We start from the raw sequence: 22,182 nt of genomic DNA, 5'->3' as shown, positions 1-22,182 counted from the left end.
TTATAGACAATAGACAATTGAAGTTCTGAGACCTTTGAGAGGTTATTGGTTTTTTATATGACAAAGGCCGGAAATCCCGGCCTTTGTTGTCTTATTCCTAGAAGAATGCTGCGCTTAGTACAAAATTGAGTAAAGCTGGCGACGATATTTGCTTGCTAATGCGTTACCTTGACCTAGCGCACTGAGAATATCCATAAAAGTCTTCTTCACGTCACCGTCTTGGGCGCCCAAGTCTTTTTTAAGAATATTCCACAGCAGTTCCAACGCTTCTTCATCCCGACCAACTTGGTTGTATTGTACCGCCAATTCACAAGCGAGTTCGAAGTTTGCCATGTCTGCTGCGTATGCTTGTTCTAGTCGCTGTAACTCAGGGCTATCTGCAGCCTGCAAATGCAGCTCGAGCTTGGCTATTAGGCTCTTGTAGTAGTTATCTTGATACTCGAGAGGGATAGCGTTCAGTAGTTCTTGGGCAATATCAAATTGTTTGGTTTCTAGCAAACAATCAGCCATCGCGAGTTTCACATCACCACGCTCTTGCAGCTCTGGCGGCAAAGTGTGGATGATGCTCAAAGCCTGAGCATGCTCACCTTGCTGAAGAAGTTCACTGACTTGTTTTAATAGTTGTTCATCTGGGCTTGGCAAATGCTTTTGTAGCATGGTAGCAATGGCATCAATTGGCTGGGGGCCTCCCAGACCATCGACGGCTTGACCATTTATAAACAGCGCGATAGTTGGCAATACTTGCACGCCAAATTGAGACGCTAAAGCGGGCTGATCTTCACAATTTAGTAGAGCAAGCGTAAATGCACCGTTGTACTGTTGAGCAAGAGATTGCAACTCAGGGAGTATCTGTGCGCTTTCTGGCTGAGCGTTGGCCCAAAAGTGGATCAAAACGGGCGTGTTCATTGATCCTTCAAGCGTTTCGCGAAAGTTCTGTTCTGTTATCTCAACGATAAATGGGGATTGCATCAGAGTATCCTTGCCTTGTGTCTTGTCGTTGATATTAGATATGGAGTTGATTTAGGTGAAATTCAAGCGACATTCACCATCAATAATGAATCATTCTATTTTGAGAAAACGTGAGGTAATAGAGTGAGGTTATTGCTGCTCAGGTGTTAGATAAAAAGAAAACGCTGCCGAAGCAGCGCAATTCTAATGCTATTTGTTAGTGCGGTATCAAAATAGGATGAACATGGTCAACACTACACCCACACTAAGCCAGTTAAGCTGATTTAATGTCATTGTTGCCTCGCAGTAGTATAAACATTGCTACAAAACGTAATGGGTGGCGATACCAAATCTAAGCAACTCAATCACTTTGGGCGAAAGAATCCCCGCTGAATTGCGTAGAAATTGATTCGTTTAGTTGAGGTTTTTTTAACCTACATGTTCATAATGACATCACATTGTTACGGTGAAATTACATTTCGACAAAACTTTTTTATGCAGCCTGTCGCAAAATTTTATCAAGTACACGGGTTGGTAATAGTCTTTTCAAGACTGCGAATAATTTAGTCGGTGTAGTAATTCGATAACGAATTTTCGGTGAAACGCTAGTTAATGCATGAAGAACTGGTGCGATGCAAGACTCTGCAGGCAAAACAAATCGATTATTAGACTTGTCGTTGTTGAGTCGCTCTCTTTGTCCTTCATAAGCATGACGATGGGGGCTAGATTCAATATCAACCCACTTCTCAAAGGCTCGTAATGCATTGTTTCTAAATTGAGTTTCGATCGGTCCTGGTTCTATCAATGCCACTTTGATATTCGTATCCGCAAGCTCTAGCCTGAGCGTATCTGTCCAGCCTTCTAAGGCAAATTTTGATGCATTATAGGCACCACGGTATTTCATTGCGGCAAAACCAAGAACAGAGCTGTTTTGTATGATGCGTCCTTCGCCTTGCTGGCGCATATGAGGAAGCACCTCTCTGACCAACTGGTGCTAACCAAAAAAGTTGGTCTGAAATTGATCTTGAAGAGCCTCGGTGGGTAAGTCTTCCAGTGCTCCGGGCTGACCATAGGCACCATTATTGAACACTGCGTAAAGCTTACCTTCTGCTAACTCTAGCGCTTGCTTCACGCCCGAAGAAATGCTTTCTGGGCTATTTAGGTCTAGATTGATGCAGGTTAGCCCTTCATTAATTAGGCGCTGGACATCTTGTTCTTTCCTACAAGATGCAATGACATTAAATCCCTTGTTTTGTAGGGCGTGAGCGCACACGTAACCGATGCCGGTTGAACAACCCGTAATAAGAATCGACTTTTTCATAATTTAATTTAAGACTCAGAAACATTGATTAGAGCCATCATTCATCAGCTCCGGTCATGAAGCAAGTGCTTGAGTGCTGGCTCTATTCTGGAGTAGCTAAATTTAAAGCCCAGTTCGGTGAGTTTTTTGGGTTTGGCTCTCATGCTATCGAACAATAAGCAGGAAGATTCTCCCATTAGGAGTTCAATCGCCCATTTAGGCGTGAACAAGATATGCGGACGTTTGAGCGTTTTAGCTAGTGTACCGCTGAATATACGATTAGTCACAGGATGGGGGGCGCACATATTGAATGCACCGTGGGCATGTGGTGTTTCAAGCAAGTACATGATGGCGCGGACCATATCTAGGATGTGAATCCAAGGCATGTACTGATTACCGTTCCCAAGTGGGCCGCCTACGCCAAGCTTGTAAGGTAATAGCATCTTTGCCAACGCACCACCATTGAGGCCGAGTACCACGCCAGTTCTCATTAGACAAACCCGAGTTTGCTCCGACTCTGCGCGCTTGGCTATTTGCTCCCACTTTGCACAAACCTCGTGAGGAAAGTCGTCGCTATTAACATGTAAGCACTCATCAAACGGATGATCTTGTTGATCACCATAGTAGCCAACTGCCGAGCCACTAATAAAAACAGAGGGAGGTTCGGTACTTGCGTGGATCAGCTCAACAATTTGCTCGGTAATTTTCCAACGACTTTTGCAGATTTTTTCTTTTTGCTCGCTGGTCCACCTTTTATCCGCAATAGGCTCACCTGCAAGATTAATGACGGCATCAACGTGATTGAGATCGGCGAACGATTCGAGCGAGTCAAGGTATTCGATATTACCCAGATCAGCATGCTGTAGGCGTTGTTTTGCTCGCTCTGGAGAGCGTGTAAGTAGCATAACTTGGTGAGTTGATAGCAGCTTGAGCAACTCCGAGCCAATAAACCCAGTGCCACCTGTGAGTAATATCTTCATGTTATCTCTTTGAATGTACACGTATTAGAACATTATAGTCGTTTTGTGCTTAGCTTGATCATCTCAACACCATTATTTCTAGGATAGTGACAAGCTGACAGAGAGGCTATTAACTTCACATATTAGAAAATATGTAACTAAATGTTATAGATGGCGCTAGTGCATTCACGGTAGAAGAGTGAAATCTATGCCAGACTAGAAGTTATCGCTCATTGGAACGAGCGTAATCAGTTTGCACAATCAAGGAGGATAGGCATGGAAGCATTTGTTGCGCTTTTTCGAGCGCTCCTCAATAGTGCTCGTGACTTATTACCCATCATCATTGTTATCACTTTTTTCCAATTAGTCGTTTTGCAAGAGCCGCTGCCCAACCTGGTCTCCATTCTTTTTGGCTTGTTGCTTGTCGTTTTAGGATTAACCTTTTTTATCTTTGGCCTAGAACTTGGTCTTTTTCCTATCGGAGAGAGTATGGCTCAAGCCTTTGCAAAAAAAGGCAGCGTGTTTTGGTTATTAGTCTTTGCGTTTTGTTTGGGGTTTGGCACCACGATAGCTGAACCTGCATTAACCGCGGTAGCGGAAGAAGCCTCAGAAGTTGCGGCTGAGGGCGGAATGATCGCTAACTCAGAGCAGTCCATGCAGGATTACGGAGAAGGACTTCGAGTAACAGTAGCTCTCTCTGTGGGGATAGCCATCGTTATCGGCGTTTTGCGTATCTTAAAAGGGTGGCCGATTCATTACATGATCATTGGTGGCTATGTAGGCGTTGTAATACTGACGTGGTTTGCACCTGAAGCCATTATTGGCGTCGCTTACGATTCCGGAGGTGTAACCACGTCCACCATAACAGTACCTTTGGTCACTGCACTGGGTGTCGGTTTAGCGTCTTCTATTAAAGGGCGTAACCCTATGGTGGATGGCTTTGGTTTAATCGCTTTTGCCTCGCTGTTACCGATGATGTTTGTGATGGTTTACGGAATGGTCGTAACATGATTTCAATTGATCATTTCCTAGACACTTTGTTATCGACCGTTCGAGACGTCGTTCCCATCGCCAGCATTATTTTTGGTTTTCAGTTAGCGGTGTTAAGGCGTCCTGTTAGCAACCTTAAGAAAGTTTTGCTTGGGTTCGTTTATGTGATTTTCGGGTTAGCTCTTTTTTTACTTGGATTAGAAATGGCGTTGTTTCCACTTGGGGAGACGATGGCTGTGCAATTAACGGCGCCGGAGTTTTTACAAGAGTTCAAAGTATCGGTAGGGAAAGCCTTAATGTGGGTCGACTATTATTGGGTTTACACCTTCGCCTTTTTTATAGGCTTTAGTACCACGATTGCAGAGCCTTCTTTAATCGCTGTAGCGATAAAAGCAAACCAAGTCTCTGGAGGCAGTATCAGTATTAACGGCTTGCGCGTAGCCGTTGCGTTTGGGGTGGCAATTGGTATTGCATTAGGGAGTTACCGGATTGTCGTGGGCGATCCCATTCATTATTACATCATCGCGGGTTACATCGTCGTTGTGATTCAAACGTTTTACGCTCCTAAGCTTATTGTTCCACTCGCCTACGATTCTGGAGGCGTAACAACTTCTACCGTCACTGTCCCACTTGTAACTGCATTAGGGTTAGGGCTTGCTTCGACCGTCCCTGGAAGAAACCCAATGATTGATGGCTTTGGCTTGATCGCGTTTGCCAGTCTATTTCCTATGATCTCTGTGATGGGCTATGCGCAAATAACCCAGTGGCTGAATAAAAACGTCTCGGAGGAAGAAGAAAATGCGCTTTAAATTGATACTTGCGTTTGTTGAAGACAGCAAAACAGACAAGGTGTTGGACGCTGCACGCGATGCTGGTGCGACCGGTGCAACAGTGATTAACAATGCTCGCGGGCAAGGTTTAAATCAAAAGCGAACGTTTTTTGGTTTAACGCTAGAAGTGCAAAAAGATGTGCTGCTGTTTGTGGTCGAGGAACATCTATCTCGACACATATTAGAGACCATTAATGAGGTTGGTGAATTTGACAGAGAGTCGGGACAGGGGATTGCTGTTCAGATCGATATTGAAGATGCAGTCGGTGTCGCGCATCAAGTCGAGACATTGACCAAAGTAGTCGAGGATGAATTATGAGTGATCAAACGATAATTAGAGTTCGAGATGTTATGGCGGCAACGTATGTAATGGTTGATGGACTGATGACCGTATACGAAGGCATAACGCTAGCGAAAAAATACCAAGTCAAAGCGCTGGTGGTGAAAAAGCGAGATGATAATGATGAATATGGCATCGTGTTGATGAATGATATCGCCAAAAAGGTGCTGGCGAATAATCGTTCTCCTCAGCGCACAAATATTTATGAAATCATGACCAAGCCCGCTTTGTGTGTCGAACCAGATATGAACGTAAAATATTGTGCCCGTTTGTTTGAGCGATTTGGCATAAGCAGAGCGCCGGTCATTGAAAGTGGCGAGGTCATTGGGATGGTGAGTTATAACAATATTGTCATCAATGGTATGGTGCGAGAAGAAGTGTAATAGGTTGATATAAATGAAAAATCAACGAATTTTTTCTCAAGTCAGCGACTGTTACAAAGAACTAAAATATTTAATATATGTTAGGTTGCATATGTGTTAATTCACCATTATTCTTTGCGCCCTAAGCCTAATGTCGAGGAATCTGTATCATGCCTTTAGTCTCTTGCCCCGTGTGTGAGAAACAAATCTCAAAACGCGCTCATGCATGTCCAGGATGCGGAGAGCCCGATCCGCTGCACCATCTAGCCAAATCAAAATTTATGTCGATGGTGTTTTGGATACTGGTGTTGGTTGGAACAGCGTATGCAGCATGGTTCTATGTTTTGCCTATGGTCATTGAATCATTGCGCTATCAGTAGTATTCAAACCGTCGTAGGTTGAGCTGCTAAAAAAATGCCGTAGAATGACCTCATACTTTTTGAGGAGACGATGTCGTGAAACTATTTTTTGCCTCAGACCTGCATGGCTCTTTGCCAGCAACTAAAGAAACCATTGATCTATTTTTGGCTTCTGGTGCGCACCACCTGATTTTGCTAGGAGATACGCTAAACCATGGGCCGCGAAACCCTATTCCGGAAGGCTACAACCCTCCACAGGTAGCAGACTTATTGAACCAATACAGTGATCAAATTATTTCTGTACGTGGCAACTGTGATAGTGAAGTAGACCAAATGCTATTGAAGTTTCCAATGATGATGGATTACTCATGGGTGCTACTTGAATCTGGCAAGAGAATCTTTTTGACTCATGGTCACTTGTACAACTCTGAAAAACGGCCGCCACTGCGTGAAGGTGATATCATCGCCCACGGTCATACACATGTTCCCGTCGCAGAGATGCAAGATGGAGCCATTATATTCAACCCAGGCTCGATGACATTCCCACGTAATGGCTTACCGAGAAGCTTTGGTACTCTAGAAGGCAATAAGCTAACGGTAAAAACGCCAGAAGGCGAAGTATTAGCACAAACCATGATTTAACGGTTTTACTAAGTAAAAAATAGGGAGCGAATTGCTCCCTATTTTGTGTCTGAATGTCCTAAATCGCGTTCTGGGTCGATAATGTCTCTTACGCGCTGTTTTAGCACCTTGGCTTCAGGAAAGCCGCTGTCTTTTTTCCGTTCCCAAATTTGCTGGCCATTACAGAAAATTTCGAAGCGACCACCTGTGTCCGGGTGTAAGCTGATTGTTTCTATTTCTTCGCTAAAAGTATGCAGTAATTCTTGCGATAGCCAAGTTGAACGCAACATCCAGTTGCACTGGCGGCAGTAATAAATATCAATGATTGCTTTATCCATGAAACTTTCCTTTTAATCTTTTTAAACCAGCAACTTGATGCCCACGGCAAACGTGAGAATTTCGAATGCAACTTTAATCACTCTGTTACTGTATCGAGTCGCGGCCCATGCGCCTAAACTGCCGCCTAGAAATGAGCTTAACAATAAAACAGGCATCCAAGCCCAGTGAATAGGGGCCCCTGCCTGTACGACGGCAATGCCTCCAATGCCATTCCAAAACAGGCCGACACAAATCATGGTGTAAGCAACGGCTTGTTTGTAGTCGTAACCAAACCAGCGCACCAAAAATAGTGTCACGAGCAAACCAGAACCTGCGGTAAGAGATCCGTTAATGATGCCGATAAACAGTAAGCCAATTCCACCAATAACCCAACCGATAGGATGACGGTTACGTATTACTTCAGCTTGGCCTAGCGATGTCTTAAATCGCGAGTAGATACCTAGCGCTAGGATCATCGTGCCGAGCATCTTTTCCGCGATACCATCAGGGATCTGTACAATTAAGTTAGCCCCTAAAATCACGCCAATACTACCGGACAAGATAAGGTAGAGCGCGATTTTCCATTTAATAGTGCCTGATCTTAAATGCGTGCTTGCTGCGCCTAAGCCTAAAGCAACCGAAGCCACCTTATGTGTGCCTAGCGCAACGGAGAACGGTAAGCCGAGAAAGATGAGTAAAGGGAATTGAAGCAAGCCTGCTCCGCCACCAGAAAGTGAAGCCAGCGTGTTGGCGATTAGTGAACCGAAAAAGAGAGTAGTGGTATCTAGCCAATCCATAAGCAAAACAAAGGGGGCGTCTTGCCCCCTTATCATCCAATCAAAATTAGTTTTTAAACAGTACCGAAGAACCGTGGTTCAAGCTAGTGAGCAATAGTGTTTTTTCGTTCACGACGTCAATACGACGACTTTGCTCCGCATCTAGCTTAAAAATTTGAGTAATTAAACGTAGCTGTGCTTCGGAAAAGTCTTTTGATTGAGAAGATGAAATATCTTTAAACTCCGAAGGCGAGACCAACAAATAGTTGTCACTTACTTCCCAGCGGCCTTTTTCCGAGATATTTATCGTTGATTCTGCGGTTGAACCTTGAGCGAATAGTTTGATATTTGCTACGCGAATATAGTCACCATTAGGGAGATATTTCACGTTTGATTCAACATTAACTCGGCGTAGTGGGCCGACAGTATCGTCAGGCAAGCTGTCTGTAATGACTGTCACCATGGTCGACTGCCATTCGTTTGCTGTGAGGAGCTGCTCCACTTTTAGGTCACTTCCCCAATACAACCAACTACTGAAAAGAACGGATACGGCCAAAACCGCAGATGCTAATTTAATCTTCATATTGGCCTCCTTTATTTGCAGATGTCTGTTGGATCGTTTTGACCTGCGAAAATACGCAGTGTTACGTTCTCGTAAGAGTGGTTACTGTCATGAATGTAGTTCAGAATCAGCTGGTTATTTTGTCCACCAGTGGCAATCACTTCCACTGGCAACGAGTCTTCTGCATGGTGCTTCACGTAGCGCTCAATGCATTGCTCTATTGAAGGCAACCAGTTGTTGATTTGAGGGTGATTTACAGGTGTCATCACCGGTACATTTTGATACTCACCAATTTGACGGAATTGGGATTCCGCAGGGTTCGTGAATAACAATACGCAAACAGGAAGCAGCAGAGACAAAAAGATAATGACACGCGGTAGCCAGTTAATCGTGTTAGATGCTGGCTTCGGCTGAGTTTTAGTCAGCTCTACTTGAGGCTCAATATCAGCAGTAGTATCGGTCACTACCTCTGTCGGTAGCATATCGCTCGCTTCTAACTCCACTGCTGGCGCTTCTTGTTCAGAAGAGGTTTCTTCAGCGTCAGTGTTAGCGTCAGTAGAAAATGGGCTCAAGCGTTCCACTGAACAAATGAGTTGGTAGCCACGTTTAGGTACCGTTTTAACAAACTCTGGAGATTTTGTTGAATCCTTCAACATCTTACGCAGAGTAGAAATCGCTTGAGTCAGGCTTGAGTCATCCACCTCAAAACCTTGCTCACGCCAAACAAACTCGTGAAGCTCGTTACGGGTTAAAACTTCGTTTGGTCTCTCTGCCAACATCAGAAGTATACGGCTTTCGTTGCTTCCTAATCGTACAACGTCGTTGCCGTTTTGTTGGTCAGCGAGCGAATTACTATTTGGATCAAAGGTGAACCTTTGAGCAAGTAGAAATTTGGTGCCAATGTTAGTCATTTAGTTCTTCTTAGATGGATGATGTTGTAATTATGGTGATTTATGTCACAAAATTACCGAGGCGCTTGGAGTGCGCACGACATTTTAGATGCTTTTAGACGGGTAGGATAATTAAAATTTTCTAAAAAAACACCGTTTTTAGCAATATTGACCTTGAATTTACATTTGTCAGCCACATGTTAAATGACATCTCGGTAGGGTGATTTCAAGGGGAAAGTCACAAACTTGTCCCTATGAAAAAGCCAATTAGTTTAGATGTTATGGAGCACACATGAGCGAAACCGTATCTCAAAATAAAGAAACTCGTGGTTTTCAATCAGAAGTAAAACAACTACTGCATTTAATGATCCATTCTCTTTATTCAAATAAAGAGATCTTTTTGCGCGAGCTGATCTCTAACGCATCAGATGCATCAGACAAACTGCGCTTTCAGGCGTTATCTAACCCAGATCTATACGAAGGTAATGCAGACCTTTGCGTGAAGCTGTCGTTTGATGAAAGCGCAAATACCTTAACCATTTCTGATAACGGTATCGGTATGAGCCGTGATGATGTGATTGAGCACTTAGGAACAATCGCAAAATCTGGAACAGCCGAGTTTTTCTCAAAGCTATCTGAAGAGCAGAGCAAAGACTCTCAGCTTATTGGTCAGTTTGGTGTTGGTTTCTACTCGGCATTTATCGTTGCTGACGCCGTTACCGTGCGCACTCGCGCTGCGGGTCTAGCCGCTGATGAAGCGGTACAATGGCACTCAGCGGGTGAAGGTGAGTACACCATCGAAAACATTACCAAAGAGTCACGTGGTACCGACATCATTCTTCATATGCGTGAAGAGGGTAAAGAGTTTTTGAATGAGTGGCGTCTACGTGACGTTATCAGTAAGTACTCTGATCACATCGGCATTCCTGTTTCAATCCAAACTGTCGTTCGTGATGACGAAGGCAAGGAAACAGATGAGAAAAAGTGGGAGCAAATCAACAAAGCCCAGGCACTGTGGACGCGTAACAAATCTGATATTTCAGAAGAAGAGTATCAAGAGTTCTACAAGCACGTATCACATGACTTTGCCGATCCCTTGGTCTGGAGTCATAACCGTGTAGAAGGTAAAAACGACTACACGAGCTTACTATACATCCCATCGAAAGCACCTTGGGATATGATGAACCGCGACCACAAATCAGGCTTGAAACTGTACGTACAGCGCGTATTCATTATGGACGATGCAGAGCAATTTATGCCGTCATACTTACGCTTCGTACGTGGTTTAATAGACTCAAACGATTTACCGCTAAACGTATCGCGTGAGATCTTACAAGACAATAAAGTGACTCAGTCTCTACGTAATGCTTGTACTAAGCGCGTGCTAACGATGCTTGAACGTATGGCCAAGAATGACGAAGAGAAATACCAATCATTCTGGAAAGAGTTTGGTCTTGTGATGAAAGAGGGCCCTGCGGAGGACTTTGCAAACAAAGAGAAAGTTGCAGGTTTATTGCGCTTTGCCTCAACTGAAGTGGACTCTTCTGAGCAAACTGTGGGCTTGGCGTCTTACGTTGAGCGCATGAAAGAAGGTCAAGATAAGATCTACTACTTGACGGCAGACAGCTATGCAGCTGCGAAAAACAGCCCTCACTTAGAACAGTTCAAAGCGAAAGGCATTGAAGTTATCTTGATGTACGACCGCATTGATGAGTGGCTGATGAACTACTTAACTGAGTTTGATGGTAAACAGTTCCAGTCAATCACTAAAGCTGGGCTTGATCTAAGTCAGTTTGAAGATGAAGCAGAAAAAGAGAAGCAAAAAGAAACCGAAGAAGAGTTTAAGTCGGTTGTAGAGCGCACGAAGTCTTACCTAGGCGATCGTGTGAAAGAAGTTCGTACCACCTTCAAACTCGCATCTACGCCTGCTGTTGTGGTAACGGACGATTACGAAATGGGTACTCAAATGGCGAAGCTTCTTGCGGCAGCTGGTCAAGCTGTGCCGGAAGTGAAATACATCTTTGAGCTAAACCCTGAGCACAAATTGGTTAAGCGTATGGCTGACGAAGCCGATGAAGAAGCGTTTGGTCGCTGGGTTGAAGTTCTGCTTGGTCAGGCAATGCTAGCGGAGCGAGGCTCTATTGAGGATCCAACAGAGTTCTTAGGAGCCGTTAATCAACTTTTGACTAAGGTGTAATAACCTCTGCAAATCAAAAAGCTCGCATTTCGCGAGCTTTTTGTTTGTTGTCGCAAAATTTTGCATCTCAAGTGCTGAGTTAATAATCAATAGGGCGTGAAAGAGGGTACTGTTAACATTCTTTAGTCTTAATACACTCTTTGCTCAGAGAACCTGTGATAGAATCTGCGACTTGAATGTGAGTAATAAGGCGTGTATTTTTGCTCGCCTATATACGTTATACCGAAACTTATCGTTGCAGGTGCTTCTCAGGTTTGATGTCTAAGAGGTCAGCTATTGTGAGCTTCGGTATAAATCTTAAATATTAAAGAGGATAAATCATGCGCATCATTCTTCTAGGTGCTCCAGGTGCAGGTAAAGGCACACAAGCAAACTTCATCATGGAAAAATACGGTATTCCACAAATCTCTACTGGTGATATGCTTCGTGCTGCTATCAAAGCAGGTACAGAGCTTGGTAAACAAGCTAAAGCTGTTATTGACGCTGGTCAGCTAGTTTCTGATGAAATCATCCTTGGTCTTATCAAAGAGCGCATCGCTCAAGAAGACTGTGCAAACGGTTTCCTACTAGATGGTTTCCCACGTACTATCCCTCAAGCTGACGGCCTAAAAGAAATGGGCGTAGACGTAGACTACGTTATCGAATTTGACGTTGCAGACGATGTAATTGTTGAGCGTATGGCTGGTCGTCGTGCTCACCTTCCTTCTGGTCGTACTTACCACGTGGTTTACAACCCGCCTAAAGTGGAAGGTAAAGATGATGTAACTGGTGAAGATCTTGTTGTTCGTGATGACGACAAAGAAGAAACAGTACGTGCTCGTCTAGGTGTTTACCACGAGCAAACTGCGCCGCTAATCAACTACTACGGCAAAGAAGCTGAAGCAGGCAAGACTAAGTACCTTAAGTTTGATGGTACTAAGCAAGTAGCTGAAGTTAGTGCGGATATCGAGAAAGCACTATCTTAATTTGCTGAAGTCAAAAATTTAATATTTTGATATATTGAAAGCGGCCCAAGTGGTCGCTTTTTTTAGTTTACTCGTAAACATATATCTAATTAACTTCAGCTCGGCTATTCGTTACTTCGAGGTTACTTAAATATATGAACCAAGCCGTTTACCATGAATAGGATGTTATGAAAGAGAATAATAAACAGGGTGTACTCCTAGTTAACCTGGGAACTCCTGACGCACCAACCGCTCCTGCCGTAAAGCGCTTTTTAAGTCAGTTTCTTCATGATCACCGAGTGGTAGACATGACTCGATGGCTTTGGTGTCCACTATTGCACGGCGTTATCCTTCCTATCCGAGCTCCTAAAGTTGCCAAACTCTATCAATCAGTATGGATGGAAGAGGGCTCGCCGTTGATGGTGTACTCTAAACGCCAAACGGAAAAGTTGGCACAAAAGCTTGATATACCTGTAGAGCTTGGTATGACGTATGGTAACCCAAGTTTGCAATCAGGCTTTGAAGCCCTATTGGCGCAAGGCGTTGATGAAGTCATTGTTTTACCTTTGTATCCGCAATACTCGGGCACAACAACGGCAGCGGTTTCTGACGGAATCACTAAAGCATTTAAGAACCTGCCTGTGATGCCAGGCTTTATCTTTATTCGTGATTATTACAATCACCCAAAATATATTGAAGCGTTAGCGCACTCAGTTCGTGAACATTGGCAAAAGAATGGTCAAGGAGATTACCTGCTGTGTTCTTATCATGGTATTCCAAAACGCTATGCTGACAATGGTGATGTTTACCCACAGCATTGTGAAGAGACGACTCGCTTGCTTGGGGAAGCGTTAGGTTTAAGCGAACAACAAATTGGCATGACGTATCAGTCCCGATTTGGGAGAGAAGAGTGGCTTCAACCTTATACCGATAAGACCCTAGAGGCACTTCCTGCAAAGGGTGTGAAAAATATTAATGTTGTGACCCCTGCATTTTCGTCAGATTGTTTAGAGACGTTGGAAGAGATCTCGGAAGAGTGTAAAGAGATTTTCCTTGAAGCAGGTGGTGAAAACTTTACCTACATCCCTTGTTTGAACGACAGTGCACTTCATATCGAGATGATGGTTGAGTTAGTTCAATCTAAACTTTAGATACAAAAAAGGGTCGCAATAGCGACCCTTTCTACGTTTAGTTGAGCGATCAAGCAACTTGTACTTGCTGCTCTTCTACTTGCTCTGCCGTGCTGTGCGTATTTTCAGCGCCATGCATCCAGCGAACGAGTGTATTAGAGAATAGGAGCAAAATTACGCCACTTACGGTTGCACTGACCGCAATACCACTAAAGATAGCCATAGCGCCTAACTCGCCTACGTGAGAGCCCACATAGCCCGCAACATAGTTAGCAATCGCATTACAGCCAAACCATGCACCCATCATAAGTGAAGCTAAGCGAAGCGGTGCTAATTTAGTCACCAATGAAAGACCAATTGGTGATAAACACAGCTCGCCTAATGTGTGGAAGAAGAAAGCGCCGACCAACCATAACATCGATGTTTTTACTGTTGTATCTCCACCTTGTTCTAGCACTGCGCCAACCATACAAAGGAAACCAATCGCCAAGAAAAATAGTGCCATCGCAAATTTCACTGGCGAAGTAGGTTCACGTTTACCCAATTTTACCCAAAGGACAGCCAGAACTGGCGCTAGAGTAATAATGAAAAATGGGTTTAGTGATTGGAACCACGCAGCAGGAACTTCGAAACCACCAATCATGCGATCAGTATATTGTTGAGTGTAGATGTTCATCAGACCACCAGCTTGTTCAAAGCCTGCCCAGAAGACAATAGTGAATAAGCTCATGACCAGAATTACTTTTAGTCGATTCACTTCTTCTTTGGTGAGTGGCTGCTTCGTGGTGGCGTTTTTGTTGTTTAGATCTCGTTTCGCCGCTGGTTCACGACCAATATCACCAAGCCATGATTGAGCCAGTACCATTTGCATCACTAGGCTAACCAGCATACCCACACCAGCGGCAACAAAGCCTGCTTTCCAACCGTAAGAGGTTGTCACAGAGCCAGAAACGACGCCGGCAAGTAATGCACCTAAGTTGATACCCATATAAAAGATAGTGAATGCGCCGTCACGACGGTTGTCACCTTCTTGATAAAGGTCGCCAACCATGGTTGAGATATTTGGCTTAAAGAGACCGTTACCAGTGATAAGTAGGCCAAGACCTAAATAGAAACTGTGTAGCGAACCAATACCTAAAGCATCAGCAGGAAGTGCAAGAGTAAACTGGCCGATGGCCATTAACGCGCCACCAAGCAAAATTGAGCGACGTTGACCTAAATAGTTATCTGCTAGGTAACCACCGATAAGAGGCGTGATATACACAAGCCCTGTGTATATGCCGTATAGGTCTAATGCATCTTTGGTTGACCAGCCAAGGCCGCCATTCATTGTTGTATCGGTGAGGTAAAGCACGAGAATGGCACGCATTGCGTAGTAAGAAAAGCGTTCCCACAGTTCAGTACCGAACAATAAGAACAGGCCACGTGGATGACCAAAATATTGATGTTGGTTTGACATAAGCTCTTCTAATAATAGTTATTACATTTTTTAACGACTTCTACGTATACAATGCAATTCAACGAGTGACAAATAATAAAATTTTGCCATTCAACTATTTTTGTTTGTTAAGTGGCTGTTTTTGATTGGATTTGCAGATTATATGATGGTGTATTGGTTGTGTTACAAACTTAATTTCCATTTTTGCCTATGGACTTCTTTATCGTAAGTTGCTGAAAAATGTCGTTAATGCGAGCGATGTATAATCATACTTTTATAGATAAACTGAATATCAATGACTCAACTTTGGCTTAATGCTAGGATAAAAACAAAATAGAATTGGCTAGTAAAAAGATGAAACGTTGGTATCTACTTTATTGTAAACGTGGGGAGCAGGTTAGGGCGAAACAACACCTTGAAAATCAAGGTGTAGAGTGCTTTTATCCAACTGTAGAAGTTGAGAAGATTTTGCGCGGTAAAAGACAAAAAGTCGAGGAACCGCTGTTTCCTTGTTACGTATTCGCTTACTTTGATTATGAGCAAGGGCCAAACTTCACCTCAGTCCGCTCTACTCGAGGTGTTGTTGACTTTGTGCGTTTTGGTGCTCAACCGAAAGAAGTTCAAGGTGACTTGGTCTTCGAATTGATGCAGCTAGAAAAGTGTTGTAATGACAATACCGTTTCTGAATGTATGCCAAAACCAGGCGATCAAATTAGAGTTAAAAGCGGTCAATTTGCGGGCATAGATGCCATCTTCCAAGAACAAGATGGTGAGAAACGCTCAATTATGCTAGTTCAGATGATCACCAAGCGTGTGCCTGTCAGCATAGACAATAGTGATTTAGATTTAAAATAGCCTAATTCCATCAAACATAAAAAGAGGTGCAAAAGCACCTCTTTTTGATCGTATCTAATTTTTTGTCTGTTTTAAAAGGGTTGGACGAACCAACCCTTATCTTTATCGTAGAGAATTAGTATGAGTCGTTGTGAACGGTCTGTACTGCACGACCTGATGGGTCAACACAGTTTTGGAACGATTCATCCCATTCAATCGCCTTCGCTGAAGAACACGCTACTGAAGGGCCTCCTGGTACACACTCTGCTGCTGATGGAAGTGGGAATAACTCTTCAAAGATTTCACGGTACACGTAGCCTTCTTTTGTCGTTGGCGTGTTGTATGGGAATCGATATTGAGCTGTTTCCATCTGCTGGTCTGTCACTTTCTGTTCTGCTACTTCTTTCAGCGTATCGATCCAGCTGTAGCCAACGCCATCAGAGAACTGCTCTTTTTGACGCCATGCGATCGATTCTGGCAGGTAGTGCTCGAAGCACTCACGAAGGATGTGTTTCTCCATTTTACCGTTGCCACACATCTTGTCTGCTGGGTTCAAGCGCATTGCTACATCAATGAACTCTTTATCTAGGAAAGGTACGCGTCCTTCAACTCCCCATGCTGCCAGCGACTTGTTAGCACGAGCACAGTCGAACATGTTCAGAGCAAGCAGTTTACGCACAGTCTCCTCGTGGAACTCTTTCGCGTTTGGCGCTTTGTGGAAGTAAAGGTAGCCACCAAAGATTTCGTCAGCGCCCTCACCAGACAATACCATCTTGATACCCATCGCTTTGATCTTACGACCCATTAAGAACATAGGTGTTGATGCGCGGATAGTCGTCACGTCATACGTTTCAATGTGGTAAATCACGTCACGAATCGCGTCCAAACCTTCTTGAATCGTGTACGTCATTTCGTGGTGAACGGTACCAATTTGGTCGGCAACTTCGCGAGCGGCTTTCAGGTCAGGAGCGCCTTCTAGGCCAACAGCAAAAGAGTGCAGTTGAGGCCACCAAGCTTCAGACTTTTCATCATCTTCAATACGCATCGCTGCAAAGCGTTTTGCTACCGCAGATGTAATAGAAGAATCTAGACCGCCCGAAAGAAGTACACCGTAAGGCACGTCAGTCATTAGTTGGCGTTTAACAGCCGCTTCTAGCGCTTCAGTCAATTCTTCTTTGCTAGTGCTGTTACCTTGTACTGCTGCGTACTCGTTCCAGTCACGAACATAGTAACGTGTTGGCTCAGTATCTTTAGAGCTGTAATAGCTACCAGGAGGGAATTCACTTACTGTTTTACATACTGGAACAAGAGCCTTCATCTCTGATGCCACATAGTAGTTACCATGCTCATCGTGACCTTGATAAAGAGGGATAATACCAATATGGTCACGGCCGACTAAATACTCATCTTTTTCTTCGTCGTAGAGCACAAAAGCGAAAATACCGTTTAGTTCTTCAAGGAGATCTGCACCCATATCTTGGTAAAGTGCAAGAATGACTTCACAGTCTGAATCGGTTTGAAATTCGTACTTTCCTTCGTAACGAGCACGAATTTCTTTATGGTTGTAGATTTCACCATTGACGGCAAGGATGAGCTTCTTATCAGGGCTGTATAGCGGCTGTGCACCACTATTTAGACCAACAATCGCCAAGCGCTCGTGCGCTAAAATAGCACGCTCTGAAGAGTAAATCCCAGACCAGTCTGGGCCACGGTGACGAAGTTTTTTCGACATCTCTAATGCGATAGGGCGCAATGCGGCTGCATCGCTTTTAATGTCTAAAATGCCAAATACTGAACACATACTACATCCTTACTAAACTAAACAATTTCTAATCGGTATGGTTTAAATTTGCCATTACTAATAAAAAAAGCAACGTTTTGTGATTAAAAAAATGATAAAAGGCCTTGTTGTATGGAAAATATTTAACTCAATCGTTGTTTTGGTGAATGAGATCAAGGTTTGGTATAAAAACTATACAAAAAAGGCTTTCTATCAATAGAAAGCCTTTCAAAAAATATCAGTGCTGTTGCTTATTTAATTGGTGTGAATTTAGGCTGAAGTTGTTTACAGACGTGTCGAGCAAAACCGCTACCAGCTTCACTATATATATTGAATGCTGCGTCAACGCCATTTTCAAGTAAGCCTTCCAATTGATCTGGGTATTCGGCGATAGCGGCAATTTGCCCCTTATATTTTCTGCGTTTAAGCTGCTCAAGTGCTGTTTGGTTACCTTGATGATGTGGCATTGCAAGCAGAACCAGTTTTACATGACCTGTATCTAAAATTCGCTCCCAGAAATCCGGGTCGGTGGCATCACCAGAAATCACATTTCTTCCTTCTGAACGATGATGATGTGCAGCGTCTTCACGAATTTCTATACCCAATGAAATTTTGCCATAGCGTGAGCGTAGCTCATCATAAGCGCCCGTTCCAATACGCCCCATACCTAAGATCAATACTTGGGCATGACCTGGGTTGATGAGTTGGTCGCGTTGATTGAGCTTTTCTACCGCTGTCTCTTGCAGCCACTTACCTGAATGTTGATAAATTTTATGGCTAAGGCGGTTAAGTGGCGCGGAAATTACAAAGGATACCGACACCGCAACCGCAATCGCAGCAAGCATATCACTTGGCATCCAGCCCATTTTATAGGCCAATCCAGCAACAATAAGACCAAACTCACTGTAGTTAAATAGTGATAAAGAGGCGAGCAAAGAGGTACGTACTCGAAACTTAAAATGATTAATAGTGACGAAGTACAAGAGTCCTTTGATTGGTAGCAGTAAGATAAATAGCAGGGCGAGAACGACGCCATTCACGCTCAATGAGGCGGATAAACCAATGTTTAAAAAGAAGCAGACTAAAAAGAGCTCCTTCATATTGAATAATGACTTGGATAGTTCTGAGGCTTTTGGGTGACCTGCGAGTAGCATGCCTAAAATTAGCGCGCCCAAGTCTGGTTTCATCCCGACCAACTCGAATAGCCCAGCACCGACAACAAGCGCGAAGAAAATACCGAATAGCACCAGCATTTCGCCGTGGCCAACTTTATCGAGCAGCTTATAGAATAGGGGACGAAGGAAAGGCAGTGCGAACAAACCGATGGCATACCATTCTGGGACTTTTCCGGTTGAAGCAGTCAGGAATACTACGGCAAAAATATCTTGCATGACCAAGATACCGATCGCGAGTGTGCCGTAGGTCGCGTTCATTTCGCCTTTTTCTTGCAATGCTTTTACGGCAAAAACGGTACTAGAGAACGATAGTGCAAAAGCTAAAAGCAGGATTTGGCTGCCGTCCATACTGGCTAGCGAAGTCAAGCCCAGTAGTTTTAAGCCGGATAACGCTAGGGCAAAAAAAGCGGTAGAGAGTATGTTGTGGGCGGTTGCCCCTCCCCATATTTCTTTGGACAGCAGGGTTTTTACATCGAGTTTGAGTCCAATAGTAAACAGAAGAAGAGTAACACCAAGATCTGCGAGAGTGACAATAACGTCATTGCTTTGGTAACCAAATGCATGCAAGCCAAATCCAGCTAGTAGAAAACCAACGAGGGGAGGGAGGCTGCATTTAAGCGCAATAAAACCAGCTAAAAAAGCGGCTGTAATTAGAATAATTTCCATACTGTTGAGCTGTATTCCTGATATACAAAAACGGGCTGTGAAAACACAGCCCGAGATTGTAACTCAATTGGTTGTATAAACTTAGTCTTCCAGTAACTTTTGTAACAAAACTCCGTTTAGCATAGCGCGTTTAATCATCGCAAATGCGCCCATCGTTGGCTGCTTATCAATGTGAGAAGCCACGATAGGGAGGTCGTTATGGAAAGTTTTAAGAGATTGATTCTCTACGTTGCGTTGAATTGCAGGGAAAACAATATCTTGTGCTGCAGTAATATCGCCAGCAATTACAATTTTCTGTGGATTAAATAAGTTAACCGTAATCGCAATCGCTTTACCTAGCTGGTTGCCCACTCGCACTAAACTCTGTTTCGCAAGTTCATCACCATTCATTGCGTGCTGACATACCGCTTCAATTGTGATGTTTTCAAGGTCGGTTAAGCTTGATTCGTATCCTTGAGTAATCAGTTGCTTCACTCGTTGAATAATCGCTGGGTTTGCAGCTACGGTTTCTAAACAGCCAAAGTTTCCACATTGGCATTGCTCACCAAGCGGGTCAATTTGGATATGACCAATTTCACCGACGTTGCGGTTAAAACCAAGAAAAACCTGGCCGTTAACGATAATACCTGCGCCAGTACCGCGGTGGACGCTAACCAAAATAGAATCCTGGCAGTCTTGGCTTGCTCCAAAGTAGTGCTCAGCCAACGCCATGCCACGTACGTCGTTGCCAACAAAGCATGCTGTATTAAACTTCTCTCCAACAATTTCACCGAGAGCAAGATTATCGATATCGGTATTAGGCATGTATTCGACCACGCCAGTTGTTGGGTTAACAAGGCCCGGTAAAGTGATGCCGATAGCGATGAGTTGATCAATTTTGTCTTCGCAACGGCTTACGAAATCTTTTAATAAATCGATAAGTCCTGCGATTAAGTCTGCTTGGTTAGTGTAGTGCAGTTCATGCTGATCTTCTGCCAGCGCGGTACCACCTAAATCGTATAAACTGAACTGTACGTAATCTCGACCTAAGCGAACGGCAATCGAATGAAAAGGTTTGACTTCAGTAGTCAAAGAGATCGCACGACGACCACCAGTTGAAGCTTGTTGGGCGACCTCCTTAATAAGGCCGCGCTCTAAAAGTTGGCGGGTTATTTTGGTAACACTAGCAGGCGCGAGCTGACTCACGTCCGCGACTTGAATACGGGAGATAGGACCTTGCTGATCAATCAGCCTATATACCGCAGCGCTGTTAAGCTGTTTTACTAAATCTACATTACCAATCTGTCCGCCATTCATGCTTAATTTTGCTCGTATTGTCCGTTAACAACCGTCGCTTTTACTTTAAAGTCACGATCGAAAATAGTCAGGTTTGCAACCATCCCTTTTCGAACTCGGCCAAGGCGATCCTCAACACCAATTGCTGTTGCTGGGTATAACGTGGCCATTCGTAGAGCTTCGTCTAAAGCGATCCCCGCGTGCTCAACTGAATTCTGAACTGCTTCAATCATTGTCAAAGCTGAGCCGCCTAGCGTGCCATTTTCATCAACACACTTACCATCTCGGTAATATACTTTCTTACCGACAAAAATAAAGTGATCAATGTTAGCACCTGCTGGAGCTGTGGCATCCGTCACCAAAACAAGCTTTTCACCTTTGATTTTATGAGCAATTCGGATGTTTGCGTAGTCGACGTGAAAACCATCAGCAATAATGCCAGCGTATACGTCAGGAGTATCGTAAATTGCACCAACAACTCCTGGTTCACGACCAACCATTGGTGTCATTGCATTAAAGAGGTGTGTGGCAAAAGTAATGCCTGCTTCAAAGCTTTTACGTGCTTCGGCGTAGGTTGCATTTGTGTGGCCAATTGAAACCACGATGCCAGCAGCCTTTAATCGCGCAATATGCTCTGGGTCGTTATGCTCAGGTGCTAGCGTTACTTTCGCTACGATATCGGCGTTTGCGCAGATAAGGTCGATCATGCTTTCGTCTGATGGGCGAATAAAATCGACGTTATGGATGCCTTTTTTCGCGACGTTAAGGTAAGGACCTTCGAGGTGTAAACCAAGCGATTGATTTTGATACTTGTTGTGGTACTCACGAGCTGCGGCAATTGCAGTTCGCATATCTTCATCAGATGACGTAATGAGTGTTGGCAGGAAGCTAGTACAGCCAGATTTGAGGTTTGCCTGGTGCATGATTTGCATGGTTTCAGGGGTAATTGCATCGTTTAGCATTACACCGCCACAACCGTTCAACTGCAGATCGATAAAGCCTGGACTTAGATTAGCGCCTGCAAGGTCTTTTAGTTCGATGCTTTGAGGTAGCTCAGAAACCGGCACAATAGATTGAATAAGATCGTTTTCGATGATGACCGCATGATCGGTAAGAACATCACTACCGGTATAAATTTTACAGTTACTTAGCGCGTACATAGTCAGCTAGTCCTTATAGATGAGAATTCAATTTCTATATCGTTATCTAAGTAGAGACTGCTTCAGTCATATGGGTACTTAGTTTGTATCACTGAATTAGATAACGAGTCACATACAGCAAGTCGCGTTTTATCGATGTTATTGTCATAGTAACTAACTGAAAAGTAATAATTGTATGGTTTTTTATGATTCTTTTTCAGAGCAAAGTTACAGTGATTTACCCGCCTAGATACCAAAATAACACTGATTCTGCCTTGCATAAAGTGCGAGAATATTATCTTTAAAACGCCATTTTTTCGTATAATAAAATAAGTTTTATGATCTCGCT

The 22,182-nt window shown here is 43.8% G+C and carries 21 protein-coding genes and 1 pseudogene; 10 read left to right on the top strand and 12 right to left on the bottom strand.

The window, feature by feature from the left end; all coding sequences use genetic code 11:
- Window positions 1-114 precede the first annotated feature (114 nt).
- The 3 genes and pseudogenes from J4N40_RS12440 to J4N40_RS12430 all read right to left on the bottom strand — a co-directional run bounded on the left by J4N40_RS12440 (window position 115) and on the right by J4N40_RS12430 (window position 3,228).
- Window positions 115-969, bottom strand: a complete 855-nt coding sequence (locus J4N40_RS12440; protein ID WP_005388628.1) for a co-chaperone YbbN — start codon at window positions 967-969, stop codon at window positions 115-117.
- Window positions 970-1,441: 472 nt separating this feature from the next.
- Window positions 1,442-2,269, bottom strand: a pseudogene (locus J4N40_RS12435) (SDR family oxidoreductase).
- A gap of 44 nt (window positions 2,270-2,313) precedes the next feature.
- A complete protein-coding gene (locus J4N40_RS12430; protein ID WP_065274254.1) occupies window positions 2,314-3,228 on the bottom strand; it encodes a TIGR01777 family oxidoreductase in 915 nt (304 codons plus the stop codon).
- Window positions 3,229-3,483: 255 nt separating this feature from the next.
- On the opposite strand from J4N40_RS12430, the gene J4N40_RS12425 reads away from it, so the two are divergent.
- The 6 genes from J4N40_RS12425 (at window position 3,484) to yfcE (ending at window position 6,730) form a co-directional block, all read left to right on the top strand.
- Entirely contained in the window at window positions 3,484-4,218 is a 735-nt protein-coding gene (locus J4N40_RS12425) for a DUF1538 domain-containing protein (RefSeq protein ID WP_005382077.1), read from the top strand.
- A complete protein-coding gene (locus J4N40_RS12420) occupies window positions 4,215-5,006 on the top strand; it encodes a DUF1538 domain-containing protein (RefSeq protein ID WP_005382078.1) in 792 nt (263 codons plus the stop codon). Before J4N40_RS12425 ends, J4N40_RS12420 begins: the two co-directional genes overlap by 4 nt.
- Window positions 4,996-5,346, top strand: a complete 351-nt coding sequence (locus tag J4N40_RS12415; protein WP_054578025.1) for a P-II family nitrogen regulator — start codon at window positions 4,996-4,998, stop codon at window positions 5,344-5,346. Before J4N40_RS12420 ends, J4N40_RS12415 begins: the two co-directional genes overlap by 11 nt.
- Window positions 5,343-5,750, top strand: a complete 408-nt coding sequence (locus J4N40_RS12410; protein ID WP_005382085.1) for a CBS domain-containing protein — start codon at window positions 5,343-5,345, stop codon at window positions 5,748-5,750. Before J4N40_RS12415 ends, J4N40_RS12410 begins: the two co-directional genes overlap by 4 nt.
- 149 nt (window positions 5,751-5,899) lie before the next feature.
- Window positions 5,900-6,109: a hypothetical protein gene (locus J4N40_RS12405; RefSeq protein ID WP_005382086.1), complete on the top strand. Its 210-nt coding sequence runs from the start codon at window positions 5,900-5,902 to the stop codon at window positions 6,107-6,109.
- 75 nt (window positions 6,110-6,184) lie between these two features.
- Window positions 6,185-6,730: a phosphodiesterase gene (yfcE, locus tag J4N40_RS12400; RefSeq protein ID WP_047102892.1), complete on the top strand. Its 546-nt coding sequence runs from the start codon at window positions 6,185-6,187 to the stop codon at window positions 6,728-6,730.
- Window positions 6,731-6,768: 38 nt separating this feature from the next.
- On the opposite strand, the gene J4N40_RS12395 is transcribed toward yfcE, so the two are convergent.
- The 4 genes from J4N40_RS12395 to J4N40_RS12380 are packed head-to-tail and all read right to left on the bottom strand — an operon-like array spanning window position 6,769 to window position 9,276.
- The gene (locus tag J4N40_RS12395) at window positions 6,769-7,047 is read right to left on the bottom strand and encodes an Rdx family protein (protein WP_005382088.1); all 279 of its coding nucleotides are present in this window, start codon (window positions 7,045-7,047) and stop codon (window positions 6,769-6,771) included.
- A gap of 21 nt (window positions 7,048-7,068) precedes the next feature.
- Window positions 7,069-7,824, bottom strand: a complete 756-nt coding sequence (locus J4N40_RS12390; RefSeq protein ID WP_042523148.1) for a sulfite exporter TauE/SafE family protein — start codon at window positions 7,822-7,824, stop codon at window positions 7,069-7,071.
- A gap of 46 nt (window positions 7,825-7,870) precedes the next feature.
- Complete coding sequence (gene toxS, locus J4N40_RS12385) at window positions 7,871-8,386, bottom strand: transmembrane regulator ToxS (RefSeq protein ID WP_005382091.1); 516 nt, start codon at window positions 8,384-8,386, stop codon at window positions 7,871-7,873.
- 11 nt (window positions 8,387-8,397) lie between these two features.
- Entirely contained in the window at window positions 8,398-9,276 is an 879-nt protein-coding gene (locus J4N40_RS12380; protein WP_250654267.1) for a transcriptional regulator, read from the bottom strand.
- 271 nt (window positions 9,277-9,547) lie between these two features.
- Here J4N40_RS12380 and htpG point away from each other — a divergent pair, with 271 nt between their 5' ends.
- From htpG to hemH, 3 genes are all read left to right on the top strand, one after another.
- Entirely contained in the window at window positions 9,548-11,452 is a 1,905-nt protein-coding gene (gene htpG / locus J4N40_RS12375) for a molecular chaperone HtpG (RefSeq protein ID WP_053303298.1), read from the top strand.
- Window positions 11,453-11,772: 320 nt separating this feature from the next.
- A complete protein-coding gene (gene adk / locus J4N40_RS12370) occupies window positions 11,773-12,417 on the top strand; it encodes an adenylate kinase (RefSeq protein ID WP_005382094.1) in 645 nt (214 codons plus the stop codon).
- A gap of 167 nt (window positions 12,418-12,584) precedes the next feature.
- Window positions 12,585-13,547 carry a ferrochelatase gene (hemH, locus tag J4N40_RS12365; protein WP_053307522.1) on the top strand — a complete coding sequence of 321 codons (963 nt, stop codon included), beginning with the start codon at window positions 12,585-12,587 and terminating at the stop codon, window positions 13,545-13,547.
- Window positions 13,548-13,596: 49 nt separating this feature from the next.
- Here hemH and J4N40_RS12360 read toward each other — a convergent pair whose 3' ends face one another.
- The gene (locus tag J4N40_RS12360; protein WP_005382097.1) at window positions 13,597-14,985 is read right to left on the bottom strand and encodes a peptide MFS transporter; all 1,389 of its coding nucleotides are present in this window, start codon (window positions 14,983-14,985) and stop codon (window positions 13,597-13,599) included.
- A 333-nt stretch (window positions 14,986-15,318) separates the two neighbouring features.
- Here J4N40_RS12360 and rfaH point away from each other — a divergent pair, with 333 nt between their 5' ends.
- Window positions 15,319-15,819 (top strand): transcription/translation regulatory transformer protein RfaH, encoded by a 501-nt coding sequence (rfaH, locus tag J4N40_RS12355; protein ID WP_005382098.1) that lies wholly within the window; start codon window positions 15,319-15,321, stop codon window positions 15,817-15,819.
- A gap of 115 nt (window positions 15,820-15,934) precedes the next feature.
- Here the strand turns inward: rfaH and asnB are convergent, their stop codons facing one another.
- From asnB to nagA, 4 genes are all read right to left on the bottom strand, one after another.
- A complete protein-coding gene (asnB, locus tag J4N40_RS12350; protein WP_005384979.1) occupies window positions 15,935-17,599 on the bottom strand; it encodes an asparagine synthase B in 1,665 nt (554 codons plus the stop codon).
- 230 nt (window positions 17,600-17,829) lie between these two features.
- Window positions 17,830-19,419, bottom strand: coding sequence for a cation:proton antiporter domain-containing protein (locus tag J4N40_RS12345; RefSeq protein ID WP_005384981.1), 1,590 nt, complete (start codon window positions 19,417-19,419; stop codon window positions 17,830-17,832).
- 81 nt (window positions 19,420-19,500) lie between these two features.
- Entirely contained in the window at window positions 19,501-20,715 is a 1,215-nt protein-coding gene (gene nagC / locus J4N40_RS12340) for a DNA-binding transcriptional regulator NagC (protein WP_005382105.1), read from the bottom strand.
- A gap of 2 nt (window positions 20,716-20,717) precedes the next feature.
- Window positions 20,718-21,854 (bottom strand): N-acetylglucosamine-6-phosphate deacetylase, encoded by a 1,137-nt coding sequence (gene nagA / locus J4N40_RS12335; RefSeq protein WP_054578023.1) that lies wholly within the window; start codon window positions 21,852-21,854, stop codon window positions 20,718-20,720.
- Between the last annotated feature and the right edge of the window lie 328 nt (window positions 21,855-22,182).

Source organism: Vibrio sp. SCSIO 43097 (genome assembly GCF_023650755.1).
GTDB classification, from domain to species: domain Bacteria; phylum Pseudomonadota; class Gammaproteobacteria; order Enterobacterales; family Vibrionaceae; genus Vibrio; species Vibrio alginolyticus.
The sequence above is the reverse complement of the archived record's forward strand: the minus strand, read 5'-3'. Positions and strand labels throughout refer to the sequence as shown.